Origin of the sequence: Aeromonas sp. CU5 (assembly GCF_002586745.1) — a bacterium.
Classification (GTDB): Bacteria; Pseudomonadota; Gammaproteobacteria; order Enterobacterales; family Aeromonadaceae; genus Aeromonas; species Aeromonas sobria.
The window spans coordinates 2,826,510-2,851,784 of sequence record NZ_CP023817.1 but is presented as its reverse complement, the minus strand read 5'-3'; the positions used below and the strand labels follow the sequence as shown (position 1 = coordinate 2,851,784).

At 60.1% G+C, this 25,275-nt stretch carries 23 protein-coding genes; 7 read left to right on the top strand and 16 right to left on the bottom strand.

The annotated features are described in order from the left end of the window. Window positions 1-78 precede the first annotated feature (78 nt). The 7 genes from mrdA to leuS all read right to left on the bottom strand — a co-directional run bounded on the left by mrdA (window position 79) and on the right by leuS (window position 7,946). Window positions 79-1,995, bottom strand: coding sequence for a penicillin-binding protein 2 (gene mrdA / locus CK911_RS12565; protein WP_098970316.1), 1,917 nt, complete (start codon window positions 1,993-1,995; stop codon window positions 79-81). Window positions 1,996-2,050: 55 nt separating this feature from the next. Continuing rightward, on the bottom strand, window positions 2,051-2,518 hold the full coding sequence (rlmH, locus tag CK911_RS12560) for a 23S rRNA (pseudouridine(1915)-N(3))-methyltransferase RlmH (RefSeq protein ID WP_042022810.1): 468 nt from the start codon (window positions 2,516-2,518) through the stop codon (window positions 2,051-2,053). Window positions 2,519-2,538: 20 nt separating this feature from the next. After that, on the bottom strand, window positions 2,539-2,880 hold the full coding sequence (gene rsfS, locus CK911_RS12555) for a ribosome silencing factor (RefSeq protein WP_042022811.1): 342 nt from the start codon (window positions 2,878-2,880) through the stop codon (window positions 2,539-2,541). 103 nt (window positions 2,881-2,983) lie between these two features. After that, window positions 2,984-3,634, bottom strand: a complete 651-nt coding sequence (gene nadD, locus CK911_RS12550) for a nicotinate-nucleotide adenylyltransferase (protein ID WP_098972648.1) — start codon at window positions 3,632-3,634, stop codon at window positions 2,984-2,986. Between the two features lie 14 nt (window positions 3,635-3,648). Continuing rightward, complete coding sequence (gene holA, locus CK911_RS12545) at window positions 3,649-4,686, bottom strand: DNA polymerase III subunit delta (RefSeq protein ID WP_098970314.1); 1,038 nt, start codon at window positions 4,684-4,686, stop codon at window positions 3,649-3,651. A gap of 100 nt (window positions 4,687-4,786) precedes the next feature. Next, window positions 4,787-5,269: an LPS assembly lipoprotein LptE gene (gene lptE, locus CK911_RS12540; RefSeq protein ID WP_042022816.1), complete on the bottom strand. Its 483-nt coding sequence runs from the start codon at window positions 5,267-5,269 to the stop codon at window positions 4,787-4,789. A gap of 100 nt (window positions 5,270-5,369) precedes the next feature. Then, a complete protein-coding gene (leuS, locus tag CK911_RS12535) occupies window positions 5,370-7,946 on the bottom strand; it encodes a leucine--tRNA ligase (protein ID WP_098970312.1) in 2,577 nt (858 codons plus the stop codon). 145 nt (window positions 7,947-8,091) lie between these two features. Here leuS and CK911_RS12530 point away from each other — a divergent pair, with 145 nt between their 5' ends. Beyond that, a complete protein-coding gene (locus CK911_RS12530; protein WP_042022821.1) occupies window positions 8,092-8,586 on the top strand; it encodes a zinc ribbon-containing protein in 495 nt (164 codons plus the stop codon). 168 nt (window positions 8,587-8,754) lie between these two features. Here the strand turns inward: CK911_RS12530 and CK911_RS12525 are convergent, their stop codons facing one another. The 3 genes from CK911_RS12525 to fldB form a co-directional block, all read right to left on the bottom strand. Beyond that, on the bottom strand, window positions 8,755-10,095 hold the full coding sequence (locus CK911_RS12525) for a TldD/PmbA family protein (protein ID WP_098970309.1): 1,341 nt from the start codon (window positions 10,093-10,095) through the stop codon (window positions 8,755-8,757). Further along, window positions 10,095-11,495, bottom strand: a complete 1,401-nt coding sequence (locus CK911_RS12520; RefSeq protein WP_098970307.1) for a TldD/PmbA family protein — start codon at window positions 11,493-11,495, stop codon at window positions 10,095-10,097. Before CK911_RS12520 ends, CK911_RS12525 begins: the two co-directional genes overlap by 1 nt. 203 nt (window positions 11,496-11,698) lie before the next feature. After that, window positions 11,699-12,217: a flavodoxin FldB gene (gene fldB / locus CK911_RS12515; protein WP_042022826.1), complete on the bottom strand. Its 519-nt coding sequence runs from the start codon at window positions 12,215-12,217 to the stop codon at window positions 11,699-11,701. Window positions 12,218-12,467: 250 nt separating this feature from the next. Between fldB and xerD the strand changes: the two genes are divergently transcribed. Beyond that, window positions 12,468-13,367: a site-specific tyrosine recombinase XerD gene (gene xerD, locus CK911_RS12510; RefSeq protein ID WP_098970305.1), complete on the top strand. Its 900-nt coding sequence runs from the start codon at window positions 12,468-12,470 to the stop codon at window positions 13,365-13,367. A 75-nt stretch (window positions 13,368-13,442) separates the two neighbouring features. Here the strand turns inward: xerD and mscL are convergent, their stop codons facing one another. Next, complete coding sequence (gene mscL / locus CK911_RS12505) at window positions 13,443-13,850, bottom strand: large-conductance mechanosensitive channel protein MscL (RefSeq protein ID WP_042022829.1); 408 nt, start codon at window positions 13,848-13,850, stop codon at window positions 13,443-13,445. Window positions 13,851-14,166: 316 nt separating this feature from the next. Between mscL and CK911_RS12500 the strand changes: the two genes are divergently transcribed. The 4 genes from CK911_RS12500 (at window position 14,167) to nqrE (ending at window position 17,974) form a co-directional block, all read left to right on the top strand. Further along, window positions 14,167-14,817, top strand: a complete 651-nt coding sequence (locus CK911_RS12500) for a disulfide isomerase DsbC N-terminal domain-containing protein (protein ID WP_098972646.1) — start codon at window positions 14,167-14,169, stop codon at window positions 14,815-14,817. Then, window positions 14,777-16,513, top strand: coding sequence for a single-stranded-DNA-specific exonuclease RecJ (gene recJ, locus CK911_RS12495; RefSeq protein WP_098970303.1), 1,737 nt, complete (start codon window positions 14,777-14,779; stop codon window positions 16,511-16,513). The genes CK911_RS12500 and recJ overlap by 41 nt, the downstream gene beginning before the upstream one ends. 268 nt (window positions 16,514-16,781) lie before the next feature. Then, window positions 16,782-17,174 carry a hypothetical protein gene (locus CK911_RS12490; protein WP_253860324.1) on the top strand — a complete coding sequence of 131 codons (393 nt, stop codon included), beginning with the start codon at window positions 16,782-16,784 and terminating at the stop codon, window positions 17,172-17,174. Between the two features lie 200 nt (window positions 17,175-17,374). Beyond that, entirely contained in the window at window positions 17,375-17,974 is a 600-nt protein-coding gene (gene nqrE / locus CK911_RS12485; protein ID WP_068978107.1) for an NADH:ubiquinone reductase (Na(+)-transporting) subunit E, read from the top strand. A gap of 67 nt (window positions 17,975-18,041) precedes the next feature. On the opposite strand, the gene lnt is transcribed toward nqrE, so the two are convergent. From lnt to miaB, 5 genes are all read right to left on the bottom strand, one after another. Then, window positions 18,042-19,586, bottom strand: a complete 1,545-nt coding sequence (gene lnt, locus CK911_RS12480) for an apolipoprotein N-acyltransferase (protein WP_098970301.1) — start codon at window positions 19,584-19,586, stop codon at window positions 18,042-18,044. Between the two features lie 148 nt (window positions 19,587-19,734). Next, window positions 19,735-20,619, bottom strand: coding sequence for a CNNM family magnesium/cobalt transport protein CorC (gene corC / locus CK911_RS12475; RefSeq protein ID WP_042022837.1), 885 nt, complete (start codon window positions 20,617-20,619; stop codon window positions 19,735-19,737). A gap of 106 nt (window positions 20,620-20,725) precedes the next feature. Further along, a complete protein-coding gene (gene ybeY / locus CK911_RS12470; RefSeq protein WP_042022838.1) occupies window positions 20,726-21,190 on the bottom strand; it encodes an rRNA maturation RNase YbeY in 465 nt (154 codons plus the stop codon). Next, window positions 21,187-22,230, bottom strand: coding sequence for a PhoH family protein (locus tag CK911_RS12465; RefSeq protein ID WP_042022840.1), 1,044 nt, complete (start codon window positions 22,228-22,230; stop codon window positions 21,187-21,189). Before CK911_RS12465 ends, ybeY begins: the two co-directional genes overlap by 4 nt. A 54-nt stretch (window positions 22,231-22,284) precedes the next feature. Further along, window positions 22,285-23,718 carry a tRNA (N6-isopentenyl adenosine(37)-C2)-methylthiotransferase MiaB gene (gene miaB / locus CK911_RS12460; protein ID WP_042022841.1) on the bottom strand — a complete coding sequence of 478 codons (1,434 nt, stop codon included), beginning with the start codon at window positions 23,716-23,718 and terminating at the stop codon, window positions 22,285-22,287. Between the two features lie 265 nt (window positions 23,719-23,983). Here miaB and CK911_RS12455 point away from each other — a divergent pair, with 265 nt between their 5' ends. Further along, complete coding sequence (locus CK911_RS12455) at window positions 23,984-25,147, top strand: FAD-dependent monooxygenase (RefSeq protein WP_098970299.1); 1,164 nt, start codon at window positions 23,984-23,986, stop codon at window positions 25,145-25,147. Window positions 25,148-25,275 lie beyond the last annotated feature (128 nt).

Here is a 25,275-nt window from a genome sequence, read left to right as displayed (position 1 = left end):
TGGTGGCGCAAAATCGGGTCAGCCTGCTGCGGCCGATGGACATCTGATGGATGTCCGCAGCCTTGCTGGCGGGCGGCGTTACTCACTGGGGCTGACCTCGCTCGGCTGGGACGGCGTGGTCGGTGCCGGTGGCAGTTGCGGATCCGGGGGGAGCAAGTAGGCATCCAGCATGGCGCGCGCCACCGGCGCTGCATTTTTACTGCCGCCGCCTGCGTTCTCGAGTACCAGTGCTATTACCGCTTTAGGTGCATCAAAGGGAGCAAAGGCGACGAACAGGGCGTTGTCTCGGTGCTCTACCTTCATGTTCTTGGCGTTGTAGACCTGATTCTCTTTCATGTTGACCACCTGCGCAGTGCCCGACTTGCCCCCGGAGGCATAGGGGGTGTTGGCAAAGGCGTGGCGGCCACTCCCTTCCTTGCCCTGGTTCACCCGCCACATCCCCTCTTTGGCAACCTGCCAATAGCTGTCGCTTTTGGTTTTGAGGGCGATATTCGGGTTGATAGGGGCATTCACTACCTCCGCCAGCGAGGCAGTGCTCTTGAGCAGGTGGGGGGTCACATCATGGCCGTTCTGGGTCAGGATGCTGATCGCCTTGGCCAGCTGGATCGGCGTTGCGCTCCAGTAACCCTGACCGATACCGATGGAGATGGTGTCGCCCTGATACCAGGGCTGGCGCCAGCGGGCCATTTTCCAGTCGCGGGACGGCATCACTCCTTTGGTCTCTTCATAGAGGTCGACCCCACTGTACTGACCAAAACCGAACTTGGTCATGTAGCTGTGGATCTTGTCGATGCCGACCCGATAGGCGAGATCGTAGAAGTAGGTATCCGCCGAGACCTCGATGGCGCGATAGACATCGAGCCAGCCATGGCCCCATCTGCGCCAGTCACGGAACTTCTTGGTGGTGCCCGGAATGGAGAAGCTCGGGCCACCGAAGTAACGATAGTTGGGGGTGATGGCCCCCTCGTTGAGCCCCATGATGGACATCATGGGTTTGACGGTGGAAGCGGGTGCATAGATGCCCTGCGTGGTGCGGTTCACCAAGGGACGTGCCGGATCGTTGAGCAGTCCCGAGTAGTTGGCACTGGAGATACCGGTGACAAACAGGTTGGGGTCGTAGCTCGGGCTCGATTCCATGGCGATGATGGCGCCGGTTTGCGGGTTCATCATCACGATGGCACCACGCTGGCCCGCCAGTATTTGCTGGGCTTTCAGCTGCATCCGGATGTCGATATTGAGGTAGATATCCTTGCCGGGAGTGGGCGGCTGGAACTTGAGGGTGCGGACGACCCGGCCGCGGTTGTTCACCTCGACCTCCTGATAGCCTGCAACTCCGTGTAGTTGCTCCTCGTAAAATTTCTCGACACCCTGTTTGCCGATATCCTTGGTGGCCGCGTAGTTGGCGAGTTTTTCTTCCTTGTCGAGGCGCTCCACATCGCGGGTGTTGATCTTGGCCACATAGCCCAGCGCGTGGGTGAGGGTGTCACCAAAGGGATAGTAGCGCTTGAGGTTGGCCTCGATGCTGGCGCCCGGATAGTTGTGTTGGTTGACCGAGAAGAGGGCCACCTGATACTCGGTCAGTTTCTCGAACAAGGGCACTGGCTTGAAGCGGCGCTGACGCTTCACTTCGGCCAGAAATTTCTCTTTGGTCCCCTCCGGCAGCCCCAGCAGGGTGATCAGCTGGTCGGCAGTGAGCTCGAGATCTTTGGTCTCTTCCGGCACGATTTCCAGACTGTAGACCGGACGGTTTTCTGCCAACAGCACGCCGTTGGCGTCATAGATGAGCCCGCGCGGGGGCGCCACCGGTACCACCCGGATACGGTTGGAGTTGGAGCGGGTCTGGTAGGTGTCAAAAGATTCAACCTGCAGATAATAGAGATTACCCAGCAGCACCAGCATCAGCACGACGATGCCGATGTAGGCTACCAGGGTGCGCCGGAAGAACAGATTGCCCTCGGCACTGTGATCGCGCATCTCGATGCGATTCTTCAACATGCCGTTACCTTCTGGTTGACGAGGTCATGAGCAGTGAGACTCTGGCGATTCATGCTCACTCTCTGTGATACGGATGATTGGTGGTGATACTCCATGCCCGATAGAGGCTCTCGGCCACCAGCACCCGCACCAGCGGATGGGGCAGGGTGAGTGGCGACAGCGACCAGCTCTGCTCGGCGGCAGCCTTGCAGTCGGGGGATAAGCCCTCCGGCCCGCCGACCAGCAGGGCCACATCGCGGCCATCCAGCTTCCAGGCTTCCAGCTGGGCAGCCAGCTGCTCGGTGGTCCAGGGTTTACCCGGAATATCCAGCGTGACGATGCGCGAGCGCCCCGCGGCTGCCAGCATGGCTTCCCCTTCCTTCTGCAGGATGCGGGGAATGTCGGCATTTTTGCCCCGTTTGCCGGCGCCGATCTCGACGAGTTCAAATGGCATGTCTTTCGGGAAGCGGCGGCGATACTCTTGGAAGCCATGCTCTACCCAGGCAGGCATCTTGGTGCCCACCGCAATCAACTGGATCTTCATCGTCGTTACACTTGTGCTCTTTATTGCATGTTCACGTGAGCGGCACCGCTCCACAATTTTTCCAGCTGGTAGAAGTCACGAGGTTCATCCTGCATCACATGCACGATCACCGACCCCATATCTACCAATGCCCATTCACCGCTCACTTGGCCCTCTACGCTCAGCAGATCCAGACCCGCGTGGCGGGCCTCGCTGGCCAGATGGTGGGCAATGGCGCTGACGTGACGACTGGAGTTACCGGAACAGACGATCATGGCATCAGTAATGGTGGATGTGCCGCGTACATCGAGGGTGATGATGTCGCGGCCTTTCATGTCATCGATCTTGTCGATGATAAAGGCATGCAGTTCTTGGCCTTGCAATGAGTCTCTCCTCTATTCCGGCGCGCTATTACAGCGTCAGGGCGGCGGATTATATCATGGTCACTCCCGTTTCCCATCGGCTGGGGCGGGATTACGGCAGGGGCTAGCGGCGATTGGCGCGGTAGAGCCCCTGTTGATCAATATAGTGCGCCACCGACTCGGGCAAGAGGTAGCGGGTGTCTTGCCCCGCCTCCAGCAGGGCGCGCAGCCGGGTGGCAGACAGTTCGACGGGCTGGTTGTCCGCTAGCCAGATATGGCCAGCCAGACGCTGGTGTAGCGCGCTGGCATCGCTGGTGTGATGGCACGCCAGTAGCTGCGCCACCTCTGACGGATAATCGGGCTGCCAGCCTGGCCGCACACTCACCACCAGATGGCCATAGTCGAGCAGCTCTTGCCAGCGGTGCCAGCTTGGCAGGCTCAGCAGGGAATCCATCCCCATCAGAAAGCAGAGCGGGGTATCGGGCAGTTCATGACGCAGCTCGATCAGGGTATCTATGGTGTAAGAGGGTTTATCCCGCTTTAGCTCCCGCTCATCCACCACAAAGTGCCGGTTCTCCGCTGCCGCCAGCCTGACCATGGCAAGCCGCTGCTCGCTGGAGCAAAACGGGTTGGCGCGGTGAGGCGGGATATGGTTCGGGATCAGCCGGATTTCGGCCAGTTCAAGGGTGTCGCGGGCTTCGATGGCCGGGCGCAGATGGCCAATGTGGATAGGGTCGAAGGTGCCGCCCAGAATACCGACAGGAGCCTTCAGCAGGCTGACAGGAGCCTTCAGCACGGGCTGCTCTCCATCCCCAGTGGCAGCGGGGTGCTATCACGAAAACCGAGGGCAATGGTCTGCAGCATCAGCCAGGCCTGTTCGGTATTGAAGCTGCGCTGGGCATCGTCCAGCTGGGCCATCAGTTGCCACAGTTGTTGCAACTTGGCAAACGGAAGTCGGGTCAGCGCCTGCTGGATCAGCTGCTGGCGGCTCTGCCAGATACGCAGACGGCTGAAATGCTCCCCCAGCGGCTGGCCACTGCGCATCGCCAGTGACAGCTCGGTCAGCTGCTCCAGCTCGCGGCAAAGGGTCCAGGCCAGCATCCCCGGCTCTGTGCCTTCGGCCCGCAGGGCGGCCAGAATGCGCTGGGCCCGGTTCACCTTGCCTTCCAGCAGGGAATCGACCAGCTGGAATGGGGTGAAGTGGGCGTGGCGGATGATGGTCTCTTGCAGATAGGTGACGCTGATGGGCTGGGGCGGCGAGAGCAGGGTCAGCTTCTCGATCTCCTGACTGGCGGCCAGCAGGTTGCCCTCATAGGCGTGGCACATGAAGTTGATGGCATCCGGCAGCGCCTTGAGGCCGAAACGCTGGAAGCGCGCGCTCATCCAGCGCGGGAAAAACTTGGGCTCCGGATGGTTGACCGGCACATAGGTGCCGATCTGGTAGAGCTTGTCGAACCAGGCGGCTTTCATCTGGGTTTGATTAAGACGACCGCCACTGAGTACCAATAGCAGATCAGGGTGGAGCTGCTTGCCGATTTCGCTGATGCGGGCGGCCAGATCCTTGTCCACCTTGGCGGGCAGTTCCAGCTCGATGATCTGGCGGGCAGAGAAGAGGCTCATGGCCTGACAGGCATCGTAGACCTGATTCCAGTCCAGCCCCTGTTCCACCACGAAGGTATGGCGTTCATCGAAACCCTGTTTGCGGGCGATCTGACGGATGGCGTCGATAGCCTCCAGTCGCAACAGGGGCTCGTCACCAAAAACGAGATAGCAGGGCCTGAGCCCTGCTTTGAGGTGGTCACCAAATTGTTCAGGATAAATTCGCATTAGAAGCTTGCCTGACTGAAATGAAGGCGCACAAAAGTAGCTGCCTGCGTTGGCTGCTTGAACTGCGACTCGTCACCAAATTGCTCTGGGTTGATCTGCATCAGAAGCTGACCTGACTCAACTGCCGGATCACCTGATTGGCCGCCTGCTCCTGCATCTCGCGGTTGAGCTGCTCCTGCTCACGAGAAGAGGCGAGCGCTGCATCCGGCTTGTTGAGGAAGCTGCGGTTGAAGTTGATGGGGAAGACCTGGGTCGGCTTGCCCGGCACCGAGACGGTGAACTGGGTACTGAAGCCCAGCACATATTCAGTGTCGACGCCCTGAGCGTTGACCGAAGCGACCTGACTGGTACCACCAATGCCGCCCAGAGTGAGCACAGGAATGCCCTCCTTGTCGGCCAGGGTCACGCCAGAGGCCTTGAGGCGGGTGGTAACCAATCGGTAGAAGTCGCTCTTGTTGTCGCCCACGACCTTCATGGTCATCAGCTCGCTCGGAATGCCGTTGCCGCGCATCTGAAAGCCGCAGCCTTGCAGCAGCAGGGCTGCCAGCATGACGGCCATCAAGCGGGTGAAGATGGTGCCCATAGAAAATCCTCTTTGCATGAAGGGAAGAGCGGCGGGCGCAGGGCCCGCCGTTATCATCCGTTTGCTGTCACAGATTGGCAATGATTCAGTTGGTGACTTCTCAGTTAGCAACGATGTTGAGCAGCTTGCCAGGTACATAGATCACCTTGCGCACGGTCAGACCGTCGGTGAACTTCTGCACCGAGGCATCGGCCATCGCCAGCTTCTCGACGTCTGCCTGGCTGATCTCGGCCGGCACGGTCAGCTTGCCGCGCATCTTGCCGTTGATCTGCACGACGACCAGCTTCTCGGTCTCGACCATGGCCGCTTCATCAGCCACTGGCCAGACGGCGTGATCCACGTCATCACCCTTGCCCAGCATTTTCCACAGCTCGAAGCCGATGTGCGGGGTGATGGGGGTGAGCATCACGACGATGGCCTCCAGCGCTTCCTGCATCAGGGCGCGATCCTGAGGCTCGGTATCGAGCTTGGTCAGGCTGTTCATCAGCTCCATGATGGCGGCGATAGCGGTGTTGAAGGTCTGACGACGACCCACGTCATCGCTCACCTTGGCGATGGTTTTGTGCAGCTCGCGGCGCAGGGTTTTCTGTTCGCCGGAGAGGGCTGCCAGATCCAGCGCGGGAACGGCACCCGCAGAGACGTGCTCGAAGGTCAGGCGCCACAGGCGACGCAGGAAGCGCTGGGCACCCTCTACGCCAGAGTCTGACCACTCCAGGGTCATTTCGGCTGGCGAGGCGAACATCATGAACAGACGGACGGTGTCGGCGCCGTAACGCTCGACCATCAGCTGTGGGTCGATGCCGTTGTTCTTGGACTTGGACATCTTGGTCATGCCGGAGTGGATCACTTCACGGCCTTCGTTGTCGATGGATTTGGTGATGCGACCCTTCTCGTCACGCTCTACCTTGACGTCGGTCGGGCTGACCCAGACGTTGCCGCCTTTTTCGTCTTTGTAGTAGAAGGCGTCGGCCAGCACCATGCCCTGGCAGAGCAGGCGCTTGAACGGCTCGTCGCTGTTCACCAGCCCTGCGTCACGCAGCAGCTTGTGGAAGAAGCGGGCGTAGAGCAGGTGCATACAGGCGTGCTCGATACCGCCGATGTACTGATCCACCGGCAGCCAGTGGTTGGCAGCAGCCGGGTCCAGCATGCCCTTGTCGTAGTCCGGGGAGCAGTAGCGCGCGTAGTACCAGGAGGACTCCATGAAGGTGTCGAAGGTATCGGTCTCGCGGAACGCTTCCTGACCGTTGTAAGTGGTCTTGGCCCATTTGGCATCGGCTTTGATCGGGCTCTGGATACCATCCATCACCACATCTTCCGGCAACAGTACCGGCAGTTGATCTTCCGGCGTCGGCACTACGGTGCCGTCAGCCAGAGTCAGCATCGGGATGGGGGCACCCCAGTAACGCTGACGGGAGACGCCCCAGTCACGCAGACGGAAGTTGACGGTACGCTTGCCGTGGCCGAGGGCTTCCAGCTTGTTGGCGATGGCGTCAAAAGCACCCTGGAAGTCGAGACCGTCAAACTCGCCGGAGTTGAACAGTACGCCCTTCTCGGTGTAAGCGGCTTCGCTCACGTCCACCTCGCCATCGGCAGGCTTGATCACCGCCTTGATGTCGAGGCCATATTTGGTAGCGAATTCGAAGTCACGCTGGTCGTGACCCGGAACCGCCATCACGGCGCCGGTGCCGTAGTTCATCAGCACGAAGTTAGCGACCCAAACCGGTACCTTGCGGCCATCCAGCGGGTGAATGGCATAGAGGCCGGTGGCCATGCCCTTCTTCTCCATGGTGGCCAGTTCCGCTTCGGCTACCTTGGTGTTCTTGCACTCTTCGATAAAGGCGGCCAGCTCAGGATTGCTGGCAGCAGCCTGCAGCGCCAGCGGGTGACCGGCGGCGATACCGACATAGGTGACGCCCATGAAGGTGTCCGGACGGGTGGTGTAGACTTCCAGCTGCTCAGCCTGACCCTCAATGGCGAAGCTGATGTTGACCCCTTCGGAGCGGCCAATCCAGTTGCGCTGCATGGTCTTGACCATCTCTGGCCAGCCTTCCAGATTGTCGATGTCGTTCAACAGCTCTTCGGCGTAGTCGGTGATCTTGATGAACCACTGGGGGATCTCTTTTTGCTCCACCGGGGTGTCACAGCGCCAGCAGCAGTTGTCGATAACCTGCTCGTTGGCCAGCACTGTCATGTCGTTCGGGCACCAGTTGACGGAGGAGGTCTTCTTGTAGACCAGACCCTTCTCGTAGAGCTTGGTGAAGAACCACTGCTCCCAGCGGTAGTAATCCGGCTTGCAGGTGGCCAGCTCGCGATCCCAGTCATAACCCAGCCCCAGCATCTTCAGCTGGTTCTTCATGTATTCGATGTTTTCGTAGGTCCAGGGTGCCGGCGCCGTGCTGTTTTTGACCGCGGCGTTCTCCGCTGGCAGGCCGAATGCATCCCAACCTATGGGCTGCAGCACGTTCTTGCCATTAAGCCGTTGATAACGGGAGATCACATCACCTATGGTGTAGTTACGAACGTGCCCCATGTGTAGTCGACCAGACGGATAGGGGAACATGGACAGGCAGTAGAACTTCTCCTTGTCTACTTTCTCCACGGCCTTGAAGGTTTTCTTGGCATCCCAGTGCTTTTGCACTGCTGGTTCGATTGATTGGGGAACGTATTGCTCTTGCATTGGTGACATCCGGATCTGTGAAATGAATAGATAAATCAGCTGGGAAATCGCAATAGAATACCCATATCCTGCGGCGGCAACAACCGCCAGCGTCCCTCGGGCCTTAAGCCGGGCCAGATCAGGGTTTAGTAGAGGAGTAACAGCCATGGACAAACGTCAAAAAGGGTACGAAGCCTTCATTGCCGAGCTGCAAAAACAGTGGCAAGAGACTGAACAGTTCCAGGGGGAGCGCCTCAACCGGATGATTGCCAAGGTGCAGGCCTATCTGGAGGCCGCTAGCGACCTGACTCAGGACGAGCTGGCCCTGATCGCTGAGTACGTGAAGCGGGATCTGGGCAACTATGACGAGGGGCGCCATGACGATAGCGAGCAGATTGAAGAGTCTGCTTTCATGCTGGCCCTCAAAGACACCGCCTGGTCCTGGCTGGCAGATGTGACCGACCGCGCCCAGGTGGAGTGGCGGGAGCTGGCTGACGAGCTGGAGCACAAGGGAGTCTATGAGGCGGGTGACTGGGTGGGGCTCGGGGTCATGGTGTGTGACCAGTGTGGCTGGCGCCATACCGTGCTGCATCCCCAACAGCTCGATACCTGCCCCGAGTGTGGTTGCGCCGAGTATCACCGCGAGCCGCTTTCGCCTTGAGTGGCCGTATCATCAGGTTCATCTACCGACCGGTAGGGACGATTAGCGCAGTGTAATCGTCCATTACGCCAGAGATATCGACACTCTGCTTGCCAATAAGAGAGAGAGGCGCCGTCAGGCGCCTCTCTCTCTTGATCTATTGATCTATTGATCTATTGATGGGCGGGATTACTTGCCCGCGACGGAGAGACCGCCAAAACGGATAAGCGGGGCGTAGAAGCCTTTGCCGTCGTTGTGGTACAAGGTGTCACCGAGCGCTTCCAGCTCGCCCAGCAGGCGGTAGAAGTTGCCCGCCACCGTGATGCCACGCACCGGCTGGAGCCGTACGCCATCGCGACAGAGGAAGCCCGACGCGCCAAAGGAGAAGTCGCCGCTCACCGCATCGGCACCGGAGTGCAGACCGTCCAGCTTGACCAGCTCCAGATAATCGCCGCTCTGCACTTCCGCTTCGCTATGGGGGCCCGCGCCAAACACCAGATGGCGAGCGGTGACATCGAGGGCGCTGCGGGCACCGCGGGCGGCCGAGCCGTTGCTGGCGACGCCAAAGTGGCGGGCGGTGGCGCTGTTGTGGAGCAGGGTTTTCAGCTCCCCCTCGCCAATCAGCAGCAGATCCGAGGTGGCAGCGCCTTCGCCATCAAATGCCTTGATGCTCATGCCGCCCGACATGTAGACCCGGCTCTCCAGGGTGAGCCAGCGGGAGGCGACACTCTGCCCCACCTTGTCGCGCCAGGGGTTGATCCCCTGTTGTGCCCACTTGCCCGACAGCGCCCCCTGGAAGCAGCCAAACAGACTGGCGAAGCAGTTGGTGCTGAAGATGACGCTGTAGCGGCCACCCGGCACAGCCTCACCCGGCAGCAGGTCGCTGGCGACGGCATAGATCTGGTCGATGAGTTGCTGGCTATCCAGTTCGTCAAAGCGACGGCCATACTGCCCCTGCGAGTGCATCGACTGGCGGCCATCCCGTTCGACCAGCGCCGAGGTGTAGCAGCCAACGCTGAACTCGCCGTGCTGGCAGAGGGTGCCCTGACTGTTGGCGAGCCAGAGGCGGCTCTCTCCTTCGAAGAAGCTGTTGTAGGGAGCGCCGCTCACATCGGGCATGGCCAGCATGTCAGACTCCAGGCGCAGGGCCAGGGCGATCTTCTCCTCAACCGGCGTGGTATCGGGCTGGTTGATCTCGGCGCAATCTGTGGTGATCCGGCTATTGGTCACCGAGATGCGCTGATCTGCGTCCACCTTGGCAAAGCGGCTGGCATCGAGCGCATCTTGCAGCATGGCATCCAGCGCCAGCTCATCGAGGGATTCCGAGTAGGCGATGCCGACCCGACCCTCTTTTATCAGGCGAATGCCGAGTTGCTGGCTGCTGGTCACCTTGTATTCACCGAGTTCGCCCTTGTCTGCCTTGAGGGAGAAGGCTTTCTCCTGATTGGCGATGATGTCTGCTTCGGCACCGAGATCAGCCACTTTATCCAGCAGGCGGGTGAGCAGTAGGTTCATGTCGAGTTGGCTCATCAGGCGTTCCCTCCCACCAGAATGTTGTCCACTTTGAGTGCGGGTTGGCCCACCGAAGTGGGGACCGAGCCCGAGACCGAGCCGCACATGCCGGCGGCCAGCGCCAGATTGCTGCCCACCATGGAGATCTCTTTCAGCACCTGCGGGCCGGTACCGATCAGGGTGGCCGACTTGAGCGGTCTGGTTATTTTGCCGTGCTCGATGAGGTAGGCCTCCTGCACGTTGAAGTTGAACTCGCCGGTACCCGGTTGTACCGAACCGCCCCCCATCTTCTTGGCGTAGATGCCGTGTTCGACGGTGGCCAGCATATCGTCGAGGCTGTGGTTGCCCGGCTCGATATAGGTGTTGCGCATGCGCGAGGTGGGGGCGTACTTGTAGGATTCACGCCGACCCGAGCCGGTGCGGGTGTAGCCAGTCTTGAGGGCGCCCATTCTGTCCACCAGAAAGCCGGTGAGCACCCCATCCTTGATGAGCTGGGTATGCTGGGTCGCCATCCCCTCGTCATCGACGTTGATGGAGCCCCAGACGTTGCCTTGCAGCCCTTCATCCACAGCGCTGACCGCCGGATTGGCGATAAGCTGGCCCATTTTGTCGTGGAATACCGAGGCCTTCTTGGCCACAGAGGTGGTCTCCAGCAGGTGGCCGCACGCCTCGTGGAAGATGACGCCGCCAAAGCCGTTCTCCATGATCACCGGCAGAGTGCCGCTCGGGCAGGGGGCTGCACCCAGTTTCACCAGTGCCTGACGGGTGGCGGTGAGGGCCAGCTCGCGGGGATCGATGCGCTCGGCATGCTCCCAGCCCATCAGGGCGCCCGGCGCCTCGTAGCCGACGCTCTGCTCGCTCCCTTCCATTGCGATGGTCTGGGCCATGATGCGGTTGTAGTGGCGGCGATCGCTCACCTGCACTCCTTCGCTGTTGAAGATCTCCACCTCCTGCTCCCACCCCAGCACGTTGCCGGAGAACTGGCTCACCTTGTCGCTCTCGGCGCGCGCCACCGCATCCATGGCGTGCAGGTAGGCAATCTTCTGCTCCAGCAGTTTGTCGGCCGACAGCGGCAGTGCCACCGGGTTGCGGTCGGTCAAGCGGGTGAAATCGAAGGCGGTGGCGGTCACCACGGGGTCACGGCGGTCTTTGGCCGCCAGCAGGGTGACAATGCGCAGCAGCTCGTCGCGGCTGGCCAGATTGGTGTAGCCGTAGAGCACCTTGTAGCCGTAGCAGAGGCGTACGCCGATGCCGAAATCGAGGCCGCCGCTGATGTTCTCTATCTGGCTGGAGAGCAGGCTGAGCTGGCTGCGGCGCTTGCGCTCCACAAACAGCTCAGCGAAATCGGCACCCAGTGCCAGTGCGTGATCGAGCACGTCACGGGCGATAGCGGGTGCCAACAGGGAGAATGGAGTCATAGAATATCCTTTTCTGGTCTGTCTGTTTGCTTCCGACACCCGGCTCGGATTGTTATGGGATGTCGAGTCCATTGTTGCAGACCAGCACAAAAAAGTCGCTATAGGGTCACGCGATGATACCGATTGAGAAAATCGGTGCGATTACTGCGCCCGGGTGGCCATAGCACAGGGCAAGTGGCCACCCGGGCAGGAGGAAGAAGGCGTCAGAGCAGGGCGTGGATTTCGCTCAGGATCTGCTCGACCCACTGCTCGATGCGCGGATCTGTCTGGTCATATTGATTGGCATCGTCCAGCGCCAGCCCGACAAAGTGGTGGCCATCGTCGATCAGCGCCTTGGAGGCGTCGAACTCATACCCTTCGTTGGGCCAGTAGCCCACCAGCTTGACCCCTTTGGGCACCAGCTGATCGTGCAGCAGGCCGAGGGCATCCTGGAACCATTCGCCATAACCGAGCTGATCACCGAGGCCAAACAGGGCGACGATGCGTCCCTCCAGATGGAGATCAACGATATCTTCCCAACGGGACTCCCAGTCCTCCTGCAGCTCGCCGAAATCCCAGGTGGAGATGCCGAGGATCAGGATCTCGTAATCCTCCATCCGGCGTAGGGAGACATCCTTGATATTGTGAATATCCACCAGCTCGGGGCCGATGAGGGCGCGGATCTTCTCGGCAGCCATCTCGGTGTAACAGGTGGTGGAACCGTAAAACAGACCAATCTTCATCGCTCTTCTCTCTGTTGGCGCTTTCTCGCTTGCTTTTGGCGCCTTCTCGCTTGCTCGTGTGGGCTGCGCCATGTTGGCAACACGATGGGTAACGTAAGGGGAGGGCGCCAGTCTAGCAGATTGCCATTCGACCTTCACCGCCCGGCAAGGGGCTTGCCACAAGGGCCTTATCTTTCCAATGAAAGTGCCTTGTCTTTGCAAGGAGTTGGCGCGTTACAATGGGCCATCGTTCTCCTGATTACAGCGCACCATGAGCAAGCCCGACCCCCATCCCCTGATTGAACCCTTCCTCGACGCCCTCTGGTTGGAGCGGGGATTGTCTGACAACACGGTCAGCTCCTATCGCAGCGATCTGGAAAAATTTTCGTTCTGGCTCGACGAGCAGGGCAGCTCTCTGCTGCTGGCAGGGATGGACGAGCTCCAGCACTACCTCGCATGGCGGGTGGATCACTTGTTTGCGGCGAGCAGCACCGCCCGCTTTCTCTCGGCCCTGCGCCGCTTCTATCAGTATCTCAACCGCGAAAAGCTGCGCAGCGATGACCCGACCGTGTTGCTGGAGGGGCCCAAGTTGCCGAAAAAATTGCCCTCCGATCTCAGCGAAGCCGAGGTGAACGCGCTGCTGACTGCGCCGCTGGTGGACGACCCGCTGGAGCTGCGGGACAAGGCGATGCTTGAACTGCTCTACGCCACCGGGCTGCGGGTCTCCGAGCTGGTAGGGCTCACCGCCGAGCATGTCAGCCTGCGTCAGGGGCTGGTGCGGGTGGTGGGTAAGGGCAACAAGGAGCGGCTGGTGCCGATGGGGGAGGAGGCTATGCACTGGCTGGAGCGTTACTACCGGGAGGCCCGCACTCTGCTGCTGGGGGGCACCAGCTCGGATGTGGTGTTCCCTTCCAAGCAGGCCCGTATGATGACCCGCCAGACCTTTTGGCACCGTATCAAGATCTATGCCCTGCGGGCGGGTATCCATGGTGAGTTGTCACCTCATACCCTGCGTCACGCCTTTGCCACTCATCTGCTCAACCACGGCGCCGACTTGCGGGTGGTGCAGATGCTGCTGGGTCACGCAGATCTCTCCACCACCCAGATCTACACCCATGTGGCTAACGAGCGGCTCAAGGCGCTGCACGGTGAACACCATCCCAGAGCCTGAGCCGGTGCGCGAGTCTGTCAAAATAAAAAACCGCCAGCAGGCGGTTTTTTGGCATTACACGACAGGAGATTGCGCTTATTTCCCCTGTTGGGATTTGAGCAGATCGCGGATCTCGCTCAGCAACTCTTGATCCTTGGTAGGACCGGCGGGGGCGGCGGCCTCTTCTTGCTTCTTCTTGAGGGTATTGATCCCCTTCAGCCCCATGAAGATGGCGAAGGAGATGATCAGAAAGTCGATGATGGTCTGAATGAATTTGCCGTAGGCGATGACCACTGCGGGTGTGCTTCCTTCTGCGGCCTTGAGGGTGACCGCCAGGTCGCTGAAGTCCACGCCACCCAGGATCAGACCGATAGGCGGCATGATCACGTCACCGACAAAAGAGGAGACAATTTTGCCGAAGGCGGCACCAATGATGATACCAACCGCCATGTCGATCACGTTGCCGCGGGCGGCAAAGGCTTTGAACTCTTGAATCAAACTCATAATATCCTCCGAAATTAAACAAAATAGCGCATGGATCGCCCCTGAACAGGGGACGCTGCTTTATCAGGAAAACGGAGGCGAGGCCGCGTTATTCCTGTCGTCGTGACCAGCTTGCTGGGGTTGGCTTTGATTGGCAATCTGCGGGCCATTATTTTTTGGTACAGTCCGGTATTAATTTTTTGGTGATTAGCGGATTGAATAATAAACTATGCTGCTGTACTTTGCTGGGTCAATTCATTCATACCATGTGAGTAATCCAGTGAAGTATTTACTACTGGGAATGATGCTACTGTTCACATTTTGTGCCAGAGCCGGGATGGACCCCCACGCCTTGAAAGAGGTCATCTCAACCCGGTTGGGGATAGCGGTCTATCTGGTCGAGCAGACACCGATTAGCGGGCTATACATGCTCGGCACTTCCCAGGGGGTGCTCTACAGCGATGCCAAAGGGGACTACGTTGTTCAGGGCATCATGCTGGATATGGCCCATGACATGAAAAATCTGACCGTTTCAGGCCTGCGAGAGCAGCGTCGACTGGGTTTGTCTCAGGTGAGCTATGCGCCCATTGTGCTTGAGGCTCCTGATGAGCGTCATCGAGTCGCGCTGTTTCTCGGTGAACATGAGGCGAGAAGACGGCAGTTTGCTCCGACGTTACAACATTTGCAGGCATTAGGGATCAGTGTCGAGCTGTACCCTGTGATTGAGCATGCGGCACAGGCTGCCGACTGGTGCAGCGACCCCCTGCTGAAAAATTCCCCCTTCAAAGCTTATTTGCCTCAACAGGAATGTAGTGAGACCCTTATTCAAAATATTGGCCTGAGCAAATGGTTGGGGGTCAAGGTATTGCCTGCCTGGGTCTCTTCTGACGGGAATCTGGTTCGCGGTTACCAAAGCCCTGAGCAATTGCTAAAAATACTGGATCACTATGCCGAAGCCCCTGCAAGTTCGCCGTCGTCCGAAAGTTGATGATTCCCATCTGCCTGCCACCCTGCATCCTCTGCTGCGCCAAATCTTCGCCAGCCGTGGCGTAGACGATCCCGCCCTGCTGGAACGCAGCGCCAGCCAGCTGTTGCCGCCCCAGCGCCTCTATGGCATGGAGCAGGCGGTGCCGCTGCTGGCGGATGCCCTGACCGCCCAGAAACGGATCCTCATCGTCGGTGACTTCGACTGCGATGGTGCCACCAGCTCGGCCCTGTGCGTGCTGGCCCTGCGCGCCATGGGGGGGCGTCATATCGATTTTCTGGTGCCTAACCGTTTCGAGTTCGGCTACGGCCTTACCCCTGAAATTGTCGAGTTGGCGGTGGCCCGCGGCGCCGAGTTCCTGATCACGGTAGATAACGGCATCTCCAGCATCGCCGGGGTGGCGGCGGCCAAGGCGGCTGGCATGCAGGTACTGGTTACCGATCACCATTTGCCGGGTCAGGAGCTGCCTGACGCCGATGCCATCGTCAATCCCAACCAGCACGGCTGTGATTTCCCCTCCAAGTCGCTGGCCGGGGTCGGGGTAGCCTTCTACCTGATGGCGGCCCTCAACACTCACCTGCGCCAGCTCAGCTGGTACGAGCTGCAAGGGCTGCGTGCTCCCAATGTGGCGGATTATCTCGATCTGGTGGCCCTCGGCACGGTGGCCGACGTGGTGGCGCTCGATGGCAACAACCGTATTCTGGTCCATCAGGGGTTGCAGCGGATCCGGGCCGGCCGTTGCCGCCCCGGCATTCAGGCGCTGGTGGATGTGTCGGGCCGCGATGGTCGCCGCCTCACCGCCGCCGACCTCGGTTTCGCGCTGGGGCCGCGCCTCAACGCGGTGGGCCGCCTCGATGACATGTCCCTCGGGGTCGCCTGTTTGCTGAGTGACGACCTCAATCTGGCGCGCCAGCTTGCGGCCGAGATGGACAGCCTCAATCAGGAGCGCAAGGAGATCGAGCAGGGGATGCAGCAGGAGGCCCTCGCCACCCTGGAGCAGATCCGTTTTCGCGATGGTGAAGTGCCCTCCGGCATAGTGCTGCATCGTAACGAATGGCATCAGGGGGTGGTAGGGCTGGTGGCCTCCAAGGTGAAGGAGAAGTACTACCGCCCGGTCATTGCCTTTGCCGAGAGTAGTGAGACTGAGCTCAAGGGCTCCGGTCGCTCCATCCCCGGCGTGCACCTGCGCGATGCGCTGGAACTGCTCGATACCCGCCATCCCGGCCTGATGGGCAAGTTTGGTGGTCACGCCATGGCGGCGGGGTTGACGCTGGCTAAGGCCAATATCGAGGCCTTCGGCCGCGCCTTCGAGGGGGTCATCAGCGAACTGGTAACCCCCGAGCTGCTGACCGGGGTGCTGCTCACCGACGGCGAGCTGCTGCCGGACGAGCTCAACCTCGAGCTGGCGGAGCTGATCCGCGCCTCTGGCCCCTGGGGTCAGGCGTTCCCCGAACCGCTGTTTGACGGCGAATTTGTGCTGGTGCAGCAGCGGCTGGTGGGGGAGAAGCACCTCAAGCTGATGCTGACTACCGATTCTGGCTATGCGGTGGATGCAATTGCTTTCGGCGTCGATCTCAAGCGCTGGCCCGATGCCTCGGTGAAACAGGTGCGGCTGGTCTACCGGCTCGATGTCAACGAGTGGCGTGGTAACCGCAGCGTGCAGCTGCTGGTGGAGCATCTGGATGCGGCCGGTCTCTAGCCCTACAGCCACGCTATTCTGCTGAAAATGACGGCCACCCTCGGGTGGCCGTTTTACTGTGGCCCGGGGCGTGAGTTTGCCGCTTTGTGATGGTGTTTTTTAATTGCTGGCTTTCTGATTAAGAGAGTTTTAAGTATCGTTTTGTGTCGATTTATATGGTTTAAAATTCAAGAAAAAGAGGCGTTGTGGTACATTTATCCCTGCGTAATTTTGCTATTTGAACGGGACTGACTCTTTGCCACCCTCTGGCCGCCTATCGAGCTGGGCGATGGCCCTCGCTATCGCCAGCCTGCTGTGGTTTGCCGCTTTCGCTGCGGTAGGGATCACTGCAACGCCTCATCAGGCGTCGGTTGGGCAGAGGGTCTCGATGCAACTGCATGAGCAATCCGATCAGGGATTGGCCAACAGCGTCAGCCTCCCTCCTGCCTCCCAGTGGCGACTCGGCTTCGAGCAGGGGCGGCGGCTGGAAGGGGCCACTCACTCCGAGCGTTATCAGATGGTGCTGGCCTGGTTCCAGCACGACATCCTTGGCCTGCTCTGCGGTCTACTGTTCTTTGTGCCGTTGATCTATGTCATACAGGCCTGCGGCCACTTTGGTTATCTGCACCGACGGCAACTGCTCGGCCATCATCTGCAATTTCGCTTCTGCCACGGCGACTAGTTCACCCTCTTGGCGGGCGCACATCCAGGTTTTCACACTGCTGTTGAACGCTCCTGATTGACTGACGGGGCAGGCTGACACCTGCTGCCTGCGGTCTATCATCCGGTGCTGCGTCCACCCTTCCTGTTGCTTTGTCCATGCTGCTGGCTTTTGGCCAGAGGCAGACTTTCTCTTTGCGCAAACACCTGGTGAGCACACCTATGGACTACTACCTCAACCTGTTTATTCACTCGATTTTTGTCGAGAACCTCGCCCTGGCCTTTTTTCTGGGGATGTGTACCTTTCTGGCCGTCTCGAAAAACATCAACACCGCCTTCGGCCTCGGTATGACGATATTGGTGGTGATGGTGATCGCCATTCCTCTTAACAATTTGATCTTCCGTCATATCTTGCGGGCAGGCAGTACCTTTTTCGGCGAATACGATCTGGGGTTTCTCGATTACATCATCTATATCGGGGTGCTGGCGGCGCTGGTGCAGGTGATGGAGATGGTGCTCGACAAGTACTTTCCAAGCCTCTATCAGGCGCTCGGCATCTATCTGCCGCTGTTGACGGTGCACTGCGCCATCTTTGGCGGGGTGATGTTTATGGCGCAGCGGGATTACGATTTCGTCGAGTCGCTGGTCTACAGCGCGGGCTCCGGGCTCGGCTGGCTGCTGGCCATTGTCGCCATGGCCGGTTTGCGCCAGAAGCTGAAGTACGCTGATGTACCCGAGGGGCTGCGGGGCATCGGTATCACCTTTATCGTGGCGGGGCTGATGTCCCTCGGCTTTATGTCCTTCTCCGGCATATCCCTGTGAGGGGATGACAGAAAAAAACGAGGTGCCTGCGGGCGCCTCGTTGTTTATCGGGGATTGCGGGTTGGCGCTACAGCTCGCGGGCCCAGGGGTGGGCCTTGGGACGCAGCGCCAGCGCCAGACCCAGCAGCAGCACGGTCAGGCCGTAGAGGGGCCAGCTGCCAAAGCGCAGGTAGGGGGTCTCGCCGTGGGCGGGACGCACCTCGCTGCGCAGCACACCCGCTTCAAACTGCGGGATCTGGCCGATGATGCTGCCGTCGATCTCGGTAACGATAGTGATGCCGGTGTTGGTGTCGCGCAGCAGCGGACGAGCCAGCTCCAGCGCGCGCATCCGGGCGATCTCCATATGCTGCCAGGGGCCGATGCTGGTGCCGAACCAGGCGTCGTTGGAGACGGTCAGCAGGAAGTCGGTATCGGCATTGACGTTGCGGCGCAGCTCTTCCGGGAAGATGATCTCGTAGCAGATGGCGGCGGCGAACTTGAGCCCCTTGGCGATCAGGTTGGGCTGCACTTCGTCACCCCGGCTGAAAGAGGACATCGGCAGGTTGAAGAAGGGGGCGATGGGGCGCAGCAGATCTTCAAACGGCACGAACTCGCCGATGGGCAGCAGGTGGTACTTGTTGTAGCGGTTGGGGTGGCTGTAGAAGTAGGACTCCTTGCCATCCGCATCCTGCACCCCCATGCCGAGCACGGTATTGTAGAAGCGCTGTTGCTGCTCGTCGTAGTGGATGATCCCCGCCAGCAGGCCGGTATCGTTCACCTTCATCGCCTTGTCCAGATTCTCCAGATAGGGGCCCATCGCCTTCTCGATGGCCGGGATCGCCGACTCCGGCCAGACGATGATGTCGGCATCCTGATTCTCGCGGCTCAAATCCTGATAGGTGCGCACCGTGGGGGCCAGCGCCTCCGGATCCCACTTAAGGGACTGGGCGATATTGCCTTGCACTAGCGCCACCTTGACCGGCTCGCCACGGGTGACCCAGTTGAGCTGCATCAGGCCGTGGGCACCGGCAACCAGCAGGGCAGGTACCGCCAGCCACAGTGGCGAGCGGGATTTCCACACCAGCCAGATGGCGGAGGCACAGAACAACAGTGCCAGCGTGATGCCCTGTACCCCGAGGATGGGGGCGAAGCCCTTGAGGGGGCCATCGATCTGGCTATAGCCAAACCAGAGCCAGGGGAAGCCGGTCATCACCCAGCCGCGCAGCCAGTCAGCCACCAACCACAGGGCCGGGAAGGCGAGTAGCCAGCGGCTCCAGTGCCGGCCGCCAAAGAAGCGGGCGAAGGCCCAGCAAGCGAGCGTCGGGTAGAGTGCCAGATAGGCAGAGAGCCCGGCCAGCAGCACGAAGGCGACCGGCAGCGGAATGCCGCCAAATTCGGTCATGCTGACGTGGATCCACCACAGCCCCGGCAAAAAGAGTCCCATGGCGTAGCCAAAACCGCGCCAGGCGGCCTGTTTCGGCGTGGCTTTGTCCAGCATGGCGTAGAGGCCGAGCAGGGAGGGGATCACCAGCGGCCAGTAGCCGAAGGGGGAGAAGGCCAGCACGGCGATGGCGCCACAGGCCAGCGCGCTGAGGCTCAACAGGATTCTTGATGTAACGGGCGATGATTTCACGGGCGATTGTGCTCGTCTTGGTGTGCAACTGGGGTCGAATGGCCGCTATCTTAACCTGTAAGAGGATTAACGGCGAGCCTCGATGCCGGTTGCAGATAGCACAACGCCCCGAGGCCGGGGCGTTGTTTCACACATCGAGCGGATTTGCTTACTGCGGCTCGGATTGCGCCGCCGCGTGGTGCTCGGGGATCTTCACCTGCAGCTGCTGCAGACGGCGTCGGTCGGCATGCATCACCTTGAACAGGTAGCCGTCCAGCTCGATCTCCTCGCCCTTCTTGGGCAGGTGGCTGAAGGCGTGCATCACCAGACCGCCGACGGTATCCACCTCTTCGTCGCTGAATTTGGTGCCGAAGAAGTCGTTGAAATCCTCGATCTCGGTCAGCGCGCTGATGGAGAAGACTCGCTTGCTGAGGCGGCGAATTTCGTCCGGCTCATCCTCGATGTCGTCAAACTCATCGTCAATCTCGCCAACGATAAGTTCCAGTATGTCTTCAATGGTCACCAGACCGGAGACGCCACCAAATTCGTCGACCACGATGGCCATGTGGTAGCGCTCTTCACGGAACTCCTTGAGCAGACGGTCAACCCGTTTGCTTTCGGGGACGATCACCGTGGGGCGCAAGATTTTTTCGAGCTGTAGCGGCTCGCTGGCGTGATGGCCGCCAAACCCGAAAGGGAGCAGATCCTTGGCGAGCAGAATGCCCTCCACATGATCCTTGTCTTCGTTGATCACCGGGAAGCGGGAGTGACCGGACTCGATGATCACCGGCAGGATCTCGTCCACCGGTTGGGATTTCTCGATGGTCACCATCTGGGAGCGGGGGATCATGATGTCGCGCACGCGCAGCTCGGCGATCTCCAGCACCCCCTCGATCATGTCTTTGGTGTCTTGATCGATGAGGTCTCGCTCTTCGGCATCGGCTATCACGTCTACCAAATCATTGCGGTCTTTTGGCTCGCCCTGGAAGAGTTGGCTGAGTTTGTCGAGCCAGGTTTTCTTCGGCGAGCCGGTACTAGGGTGATCGTCGGTCATTTTTTCTCTTGGTTACTCGCTTCAACACATGTGGGATTGTTTGAATGATATGAGGATAGTCATCTGCTGTTTCAAGGCGATGACTGTCCCCCCTTAACGCTGCGTTTTACTCTTCGTCGTTCAGATAAGGATCGGCAAAACCGAGCTCCTGCATGATGTCGCGTTCCAGCTGCTCCATCTCTTCGGCTTCCTCATCTTCGATATGGTCATAACCTAGCAGATGCAGACTGCCGTGCACAACCATGTGGGCCCAGTGGGCCATGAGGGGCTTGTTCTGCTCGTTTGCTTCCTGTTCCACCACCTGACGGCAGATCACCAGATCGCCGAGCAGCGGCAGCTCCAGACCGGGCGGTGCCTCGAACGGGAAGGAGAGCACGTTGGTGGGCTTGTCCTTGCCGCGATAGGTGAGGTTGAGTTCGTTGCTCTCAGCCTCATCGACGATGCGCACCGTCACTTCGGCCTCTTGCTGGAAGCCGAGGATGGTGCCGTCGAGCCAGCCTTGCAGCTGGGTTTCGGTGGGCAGGCCGTCGGTGCTGGCGCTGGCCAGCTGCAGATCCAGGATCACACTCATTGGGCACTCTCTTTATGGGATTTTTTGGCCGCCAGCGCGTCTGCCTGCTGGGCATCGAACGCCTCGTAGGCTTGTACTATGCGAGCCACTACCGGATGGCGTACCACGTCCTTTGATTCAAAGAAGTTGAACGACAACCCTTCGACACCCTGCAGCACGTCCAGCGCATGGCGCAGGCCGGATGTCTGGTGGCGGGGCAGGTCAGTCTGGGTGATGTCGCCGGTGACCACTGCCTTGGCGTTGAAGCCGATGCGGGTCAGAAACATCTTCATCTGCTCGGTGGTGGTGTTCTGGGCCTCATCGAGAATGATGAAGGCATCGTTCAAGGTGCGGCCCCGCATGTAGGCAAGCGGCGCCACTTCGATGATGTTGCGTTCCATCAACTTCTCGACTCGCTCAAAACCCAGCATCTCGAACAGGGCGTCGTAGAGCGGGCGCAGATAGGGATCCACCTTCTGGGAGAGATCGCCGGGCAGGAAACCGAGCTTCTCGCCCGCTTCCACCGCCGGGCGAGTCAGCAAGATACGACGGACCTCCTGACGTTCCAGCGCATCTACCGCTGCCGCGACCGCCAGATAGGTTTTGCCTGTTCCTGCCGGGCCTATGCCAAAGCTGACATCGTGACGGACGATATTGGCGATGTACTGCGCCTGATTGGGGCTGCGCGGCTTGATGAGACCGCGCTTGGTCTTGACCGTCACCTCTTTGCCATAGGGGGTGCTTGGTGCCGGTTCGTCATCCTGCTCCAGTACCCGTGACTCCGAAATGGCCAGATGGACCATGTCGGGGGTGATGTCGGTCACCTTGCCACCCTTGAGGGGCTGGGTTTCCACATAGAGGTGCTTGAGGATGACGGCGGCAGCATCCAGTTGGGCCTGTTTACCTGCCAGCTGGAAGTGGCTGTCACGGTAGCTGATCTCGACGCCGAGGCGGCGCTCCAGCTGCTTGATATTGTCATCAAAGGGGCCGCACAGGCTGGCAAGGCGCTGATTGTCGGCGGGCTCCAGATGCAGATTCAGGGTCGCGGTATGTCGGCTCACAATATCCTCGTTTCAAGGCACTCCCCATTCGCCGAGCGAATGGGGAGGAGGGGATTAATGGGGAGTGAAGGCGGCCACGCCCAGCTCGTCCGGCACGTTGTCCGGGCGGCGGGCCAGGATTTCGCTCGGGGCGGTGGCGATGCGCAGGTTCATCTCGCTCTCGCCGCGGATGAATTTGCCGCGCAGGGAGTTGGGGCGAACCTCGGTGATCTCCACGTCGGCAAAGCCGCCGATCAGGGTGTGCTGACCTTCGAAGTTGACCACCCGGTTGTTCTCGGTGCGGCCACACAGCTGCATCGGGTCGAGCTTGGAAGGCCCTTCCACCAGGATACGTTGGGTCGAGCCCAGCATGGCACGGCCAATCTGCATCGACTGATTGTTGATGACGTGCTGCAGACGGGCCAGACGGGCTTTCTTCACTTCCATGTCGACATCGTCGGGCATGTCGGCGGCCGGGGTGCCCGGGCGCGGGCTGAAGACAAAGCTGTAGCTCATGTCAAAGTTGATCTCTTCGATCAGCTTCATGGTGGCTTCAAAGTCTTCATCCGTCTCGTTCGGGAAGCCGACAATGAAGTCGGAGCTGATGGTGATATCGGGACGGACGGCGCGCAGGCGACGGATCTTGGACTTGTATTCGAGGATGGTGTGCGGACGCTTCATCATGGTCAGGATGCGGTCAGAGCCGCTCTGCACCGGCAAGTGCAGGAAGCTGACCACTTCCGGGGTGTCCTTGTAGACCTCGATGATGTCGTCGGTGAACTCGATCGGGTGGCTGGTGGTGTAGCGAATACGATCGATACCGTCGATGGCGGCCACCAGACGCAGCAGCTCAGCGAAGGTGCAGATGCCGTCATCAAAGGTCGGGCCACGCCAGGCGTTGACGTTCTGACCGAGCAGGTTCACTTCGCGCACACCCTGCTGGGCGAGCTGGGCGATTTCGTAGAGCACGTCGTCGAGGGGTCGGCTCACCTCTTCACCGCGGGTGTAGGGCACCACGCAGTAAGTACAGTATTTGGAGCAGCCTTCCATGATGGAGACAAAGGCGGTGGCCCCTTCGGCGCGCGGTTCCGGCAGATTGTCGAATTTTTCAATCTCGGGGAAGGCGATATCAACCTGGGCGCCACGGCCCTCTTGCACTTGCTTGATCATGGCGGGCAGGCGATGCAGGGTCTGCGGGCCGAACACGATATCCACATAGGGAGCGCGTTGACGAATCGCGTCGCCCTCTTGAGAGGCAACGCAGCCACCTACTCCGATCACCAGACCGGGCTTTTTGGCCTTGAGCTTTTTCCAGCGACCCAGCTGGTGGAACACCTTCTCCTGCGCTTTTTCGCGGATGGAGCAGGTATTCAGCAGCAGGACATCTGCCTCTTCGGGCTCTTCGGTAAGGGTGTAGCCATTGCTGGCATCCAGCAGGTCGGCCATCTTGGACGAGTCGTACTCGTTCATCTGGCAACCCCAGGTTTTAATGTGAAGTTTCTTGCTCATTGCTTCTCTTGACTTGTGTTGAAATCGGCATGGTCAAAGGACCGCGCATTTTACTCCGCAATCTGGATACTGCCTAGCTAATATCCAGCTGGCAATGGTGCTCACCCGATACCTGTTGCCCGTGAGCTCAATAAGCTTTCTCCTTGATTTGACGCAGCAATTCCCCGTTTGCCTCACTGTTTATCAGGCGCCCTTGCGCTATCATGTTGCCATCCGGTTCACGTCCGGGCGTTGTCGCCGGACGCACCCTTTCAGGAATAAATGTATGGAACAGTGTGATATCGCCATCGTCGGCGCCGGCATGGTGGGCGCCGCCACCGCCTGTCTGCTGGCAGCACAGGGCCTCTCGGTGCGGGTCATCGAAACTAGCCTGCCGGAGCATTACGCACCAGCGCAGCCGCTGGATCTGCGGGTCTCCGCCATCAGTCAGGCCTCGGTGGCGCTGCTGGAGCAGGCCGGTGCCTGGCAACATCTGCAACAGATGCGGCTCTGCCCCTACCGCCGACTGGAGACCTGGGAGCTGGATGGCTTTGCCACCCGCTTCAGCGCCGCCGATCTCGGCCTGCCCCAGCTCGGCTACATCATCGAGAACCGGCTGGTGCAGCTCGCCCTGCTCAAACGGATGGAAGATTTCCCCAATATCCAGACCCACACCCCAGCGGCGGTGACCAGCCTGCGCCAGAGCGCAGACGAGGCGGTACTGACCCTGGATGACGGCACCGAGCTGGCTGCTCGCTGGGTGCTGGCCTGCGACGGCGCCGAATCCCACACCCGCAAACTGGCGGGGATCGGCGTATCGCGCTTCGAGTACCGCCAGCACTGCATGCTGATCAATATCGACACCGACTTCGGGCAGGAAGATATCACCTGGCAGCAGTTCACCCCGAGCGGCCCGCGTGCCTTCCTGCCGCTGCCAGGCCAGCATGGTTCGCTGGTGTGGTATGACAGCCCGGCCCGCATCCGGGCGCTGGCCGCCATGAGCAACGAAGGGTTGGCCGCCGAAGTGCGCCGCCACTTTCCGAGTCGCCTCGGCGGTTTCACCGTCACTGGCAAGGGGAGCTTCCCGCTGGTGCGCCGCCACGCCAACGACTACCACGCCGGTCGGGTGGTGCTGCTCGGCGATGCCGCCCACACCATCAACCCGCTGGCGGGGCAGGGGGTCAACCTTGGCTTCAAGGATGTGGCCTGCTGGGCTGATCTGCTGCAAGGGGCTGGCGCCGACTGGCATCAGCTGGCACTGGCCACCCGTTATGAGCGCCGTCGTCGCCCCGACAACCTGCTGATGCAGTCAGGAATGGATCTCTTCTACGGGGTGTTCAGCAACGAGATAGGCCCCCTCAAGCTGGCCCGCAATCTGGCCCTCAATCTGGCGGACAAGGCGGGCCCGCTCAAGGAGATGGCGTTGCGCTACGCACTGGGGTTGGTTTAGTAGAGAGGCGGGGCATGAGGCCATGACGTAGCGATTGCCAACTTGATGCCCTTCGTATTTTTTATCTTGCCCCCTCGTTTTACCCTCTGCCAGCGGTTGCGCGGGTGCTTTGTTAGGGCGATTTGGTG